The sequence below is a fragment of the Methylobacterium sp. J-001 genome (assembly GCF_022829565.1).
In the GTDB taxonomy this organism is placed as follows: domain Bacteria; phylum Pseudomonadota; class Alphaproteobacteria; order Rhizobiales; family Beijerinckiaceae; genus Methylobacterium.
This window is the reverse complement of sequence record NZ_JAKSYN010000216.1, coordinates 1-3,408: the sequence shown is the minus strand read 5'-3', so window position 1 is coordinate 3,408 and position 3,408 is coordinate 1. Positions and strand designations below refer to the sequence as shown.

Annotated in this window: 5 protein-coding genes; 2 read left to right on the top strand and 3 right to left on the bottom strand. The window is 61.9% G+C overall.

The features are described from left to right. The first annotated feature begins 130 nt into the window (after positions 1–130). Positions 131–604, top strand: a complete 474-nt coding sequence (locus MKK65_RS28800; protein WP_243961604.1) for a hypothetical protein — start codon at positions 131–133, stop codon at positions 602–604. A gap of 61 nt (positions 605–665) precedes the next feature. Here the strand turns inward: MKK65_RS28800 and MKK65_RS28795 are convergent, their stop codons facing one another. Both MKK65_RS28795 and MKK65_RS28790 read right to left on the bottom strand, forming a co-directional pair. After that, a complete protein-coding gene (locus MKK65_RS28795) occupies positions 666–809 on the bottom strand; it encodes a hypothetical protein (protein WP_243961603.1) in 144 nt (47 codons plus the stop codon). 313 nt (positions 810–1,122) lie between these two features. Further along, positions 1,123–2,304 (bottom strand): flagellin, encoded by a 1,182-nt coding sequence (locus tag MKK65_RS28790; protein WP_243961601.1) that lies wholly within the window; start codon positions 2,302–2,304, stop codon positions 1,123–1,125. 167 nt (positions 2,305–2,471) lie between these two features. Here MKK65_RS28790 and MKK65_RS28785 point away from each other — a divergent pair, with 167 nt between their 5' ends. Continuing rightward, positions 2,472–2,876 carry a flagellar biosynthesis repressor FlbT gene (locus tag MKK65_RS28785; RefSeq protein WP_243961599.1) on the top strand — a complete coding sequence of 135 codons (405 nt, stop codon included), beginning with the start codon at positions 2,472–2,474 and terminating at the stop codon, positions 2,874–2,876. Between the two features lie 62 nt (positions 2,877–2,938). On the opposite strand, the gene MKK65_RS28780 is transcribed toward MKK65_RS28785, so the two are convergent. Further along, entirely contained in the window at positions 2,939–3,199 is a 261-nt protein-coding gene (locus MKK65_RS28780; protein WP_243961597.1) for a hypothetical protein, read from the bottom strand. Positions 3,200–3,408: the final 209 nt, after the last annotated feature.

The following is a 3,408-nucleotide window of genomic DNA, read 5'->3' as shown; positions in this document are numbered from 1 at the left end:
TTGCGTCGATCCGGTATGAATGAGGGGCCTCTGAAACGGAGGCACCCCGATGTCGGACGAGAACGAAACTCCCATCCCCACCTCCGGTCGCCCCGGTTGGACATCCCCGGCCCGGAAGGCTCGCAGGGGGATGTCGAAGCGGCAGAAGCACAGCCTCGACGCCCATGCCGAGACAGAGGCCGAGCGCCGTAAGAACCGTCCGGCGACCGGTACGCGCAAACGGGACGATGTCGGGAGGGCGGAGCTGCATGCACTGCTGCAGGTCCTGCGCGCGCGCCCGGACTACAACGAGGTACAGATTCTCCAGCGGTACACGAACCAGTTGCTCAAGAAGGCGCATTTCAACAAAGGAGAGGCCGAGCGGGTGATCGCCGATATGATCGTCCGAGCCGATCACGACCGGGAGGAATGGATCTACGGGCGCGCATTCCGGGCGTGGCGTGATGGTGGATGCCAAGGCCCGCGCCCCGAACGAACAGACGACTCGAAAGGCAAGATCCAGTCGATCCCACGCCGGCCGAACGGCACGATGCCCTGGACGAACACGACCCCTCGCCCGCCGGGTTCGAAGCGCCAGAGCGCATCACCGGATGACCCCGGCTGAGCGGTCATCGGCTGAGTGCTACTAACGGGGGGCCGAGGTATTTTCTTATGCGCCTGGAGGGTCAGCCCACGGCCCAGAGCAACGGGATCGCACCGGCCAGGAACAGGGCCGAGGACAGGAGCACGGCGAGGCGCTCGCGGTGATAGAGGGCGAAGGCATGAGGTCTGGCGAACATGAGGCGAGCCGGATCGATTGGGAGCATCATGCTCGCCCTCGAACCTTGACCGATCAGGGGCATTCCGCGCCGTCCACAGTCGGTCGTCGAGCAGCGTCGCATCCGAGCCACAGACGGTTGGATGTGCTGATGCGCACGCCCCGGTGATCGGTTCAGGCGTACCCGTTTTTTCAAGGCCGCCCTCCGCCCCCTCAGGCGGCCCGATCAAGCGGCGCAGTGACCTTCCGGGTTGCTGCGCCGTTGTCGTTCTGACCACCGCTGCAACCGCACGCTTGATCAGGCAGCCCAAACGCAAACGACCGGGGTGATGCCCCGGCCGCTGCGACGACGATGTAGCTGAAGCTTACCGCAGGAGCTGCAGGATGCCCTGCTGCGCCTGGTTCGCCAGCGACAGGGCCGAGATGCCCAGCGATTGGCGGGTCGACAGGGCCTGCGAGTTCGCAGCCTCCTGGTTCAGGTCGGCCGAGGTCAGGTTCGACGCGCCGGTATCGAGCACGTTGATTAGGTTCTTGCTGAAGTCCTGACGGTTCTGCACCACCGACAGGTTCGAACCGAAGGTCGACGCATCGGTTCGCAGCTGGTTGGATGCGGTCGTCAATGTGCCTAACGTCTTGTTGATGTCGGTATTCAGGAGGAAGTTACCCGTCCCGCTGGTGCCCGCGGTGATCGCCTTCAGGCCGAGACCGCTCGAGGTCTCGTCGGTCGCCGTGACCGTGAGGTTCGAGTTGCCCTTCGGGTTGAAGTTGATCGTCAGGTTGTTGTTGTCGCCCTTGCCGTTGATCAGGTTCGTGCCGTTAAAGCTCGAGTCGCCCGCCAGCTGATCGATCTGGGTCAGCAGGCTGTTGTACTGCGAGGCGAGCGTGGCACGGGCTGACACCCCAGAAACTGATAGGTCTCCGCTCTGGACGACAGTGGAAGCAGCGGTACCGTAATTGGGTGCAGTGCCGGTGCCAGCGGCAAAACCGAGTGCGGTTTGACTGGCTGCATCTTTGAACTCGACATCGGAAGACGCGTTCATCACAAGCTTCGTGCCGTCAGTGCTCTTCGTGAAGCTGCCGGCGCCCACCGCGGTGTTGAGCTTGGTGATGGCTTGGTCGATCGTGTCGCCCGAAGACAGAGCAACGTTTGTGGCGGAGCCGTTGACGTACAGGCTTACCGTTGTGGCGCCGGAGCTCGTCGAATTGGTGTACGCGGTCGAGGCGGTGCCGGTGGTGGTGATCTGGGTGGACAGTGCCTGGTTGGCGACCGACTTGGCCTGATCGACCAGCTTCTGGATCGAGGTGATGCCCTGGTTGGCGGCCTGGATCGCTTGAACGCCGTTGGAGATACCGTCGAGCAGACCGCCAAGATCACCCGAGCGCTGGCTCAGCGACTGGGACGTGAAGAAGCTCACCGGGTTGTCGAGGGCCGAAGAGACCTTCAGGCCGGTGGAGAGCCGGTTCTGGGTGGTCGCGGTCAGCGAGGCCGTATCCTGCAGGGAGAGCAGGTTCTGGCGGGTAGCAGCAGTAAGGGTGACACCAGACATAGGAGCGGTCCTTTTGGGCGCTATAAACCGCCGTATTGGCGGCCCGCACGATCTACCCCCCAGCTCATTGCCGACATCTTAAATCGATCTTCAAAATGACGTAGTCGTTAGAAGATCGTTAACGCCTGGTGTTCAAGGCTTCTCAAATTGAAAGAGGATGCCAAATAATGGGCCTGCGCCTCACTCTAAAGCCATTCGAGCGGCTGATCATCAACGGCGCAGCAATTCGCAATGGCGATCGTCCTGTATCTTTTCTGATCGAAAACCAATGCAAATTCTTGCGTGAAAGCGAGATTATGCATGAGAGCGACGCAGATACAGACTGCAAGAAGCTCTGTGTCACTCTACAGGTTTTGTATCTTGTGGATGATCCGGCGGCGGCGATTGAGCTATTTTATGCGCAAGCCCGCGAGCTGATGGCTATGCAGCCAAGCTATGCTCCATACCTCTTGAAGATCCAAATCGAAATTGAGGCAGAGCAATACTACAAGGCCGTTAAGCAGGGCCGAGAGCTGATCGCCTATGAGAGTTTTCTTTTGGATCGGCCAAGTCAAAAGGCCGGCGCCGCCTGACATCTCGACATGATCCTACCCGCTTACCATTTGGAACGCATACTCAAGAAGTACAGCCAGGCCTACGACCCACGCCCCTGACCGCCGATGCCCGCGTTCCGCAGCATCCCGTAGAACTTGCCCGGGTCGAACATGGCTCGGGCCTGCTGCAGCGAGATCGGCCGGCCGCCGACATCCGGCGCCCCAGGCATGCCCCCGCCGGCCTTCTGACCCTGCTTTTGCTGGCCGCCGGCGATGCTCTTCAGGGCGTTGCCGATCTGCGCGTAGTAGTTGGCCTCCTGTTGCGGCTGAGCAGCGGGATCGGACGAGAAGCCGGGCGGCATCGGCATTGTCGTGAGCGGCTGCGCGGAGAGGGACGCTGCATCCGGCGTCGGCGATGCCTGCCCCGGGACTGACCTGACCGGTATTTTGGACCGAGCCGATTGAGAGGCTACTGCATGGCCGCTGCCATGGGTAGCCGGAAGGCCAGATCCGGGAAGCTGACAGGCGCGGGCGGCCGATAGCCCAGGGACGAATGCGGCCGGACGCGGTT

Bases quoted from the DNA above. Each gene is read 5' to 3' on its own strand.
- MKK65_RS28795 (WP_243961603.1), bottom strand. From the start codon at position 809: ATGATGCTCCCAATCGATCCGGCTCGCCTCATGTTCGCCAGACCTCAT.
- MKK65_RS28780 (WP_243961597.1), bottom strand. From the start codon at position 3,199: ATGCCGCCCGGCTTCTCGTCCGATCCCGCTGCTCAGCCGCAACAGGAG.
- MKK65_RS28790 (WP_243961601.1), bottom strand. From the start codon at position 2,304: ATGTCTGGTGTCACCCTTACTGCTGCTACCCGCCAGAACCTGCTCTCC.
- MKK65_RS28785 (WP_243961599.1), top strand. From the start codon at position 2,472: ATGGGCCTGCGCCTCACTCTAAAGCCATTCGAGCGGCTGATCATCAAC.
- MKK65_RS28800 (WP_243961604.1), top strand. From the start codon at position 131: ATGTCGAAGCGGCAGAAGCACAGCCTCGACGCCCATGCCGAGACAGAG.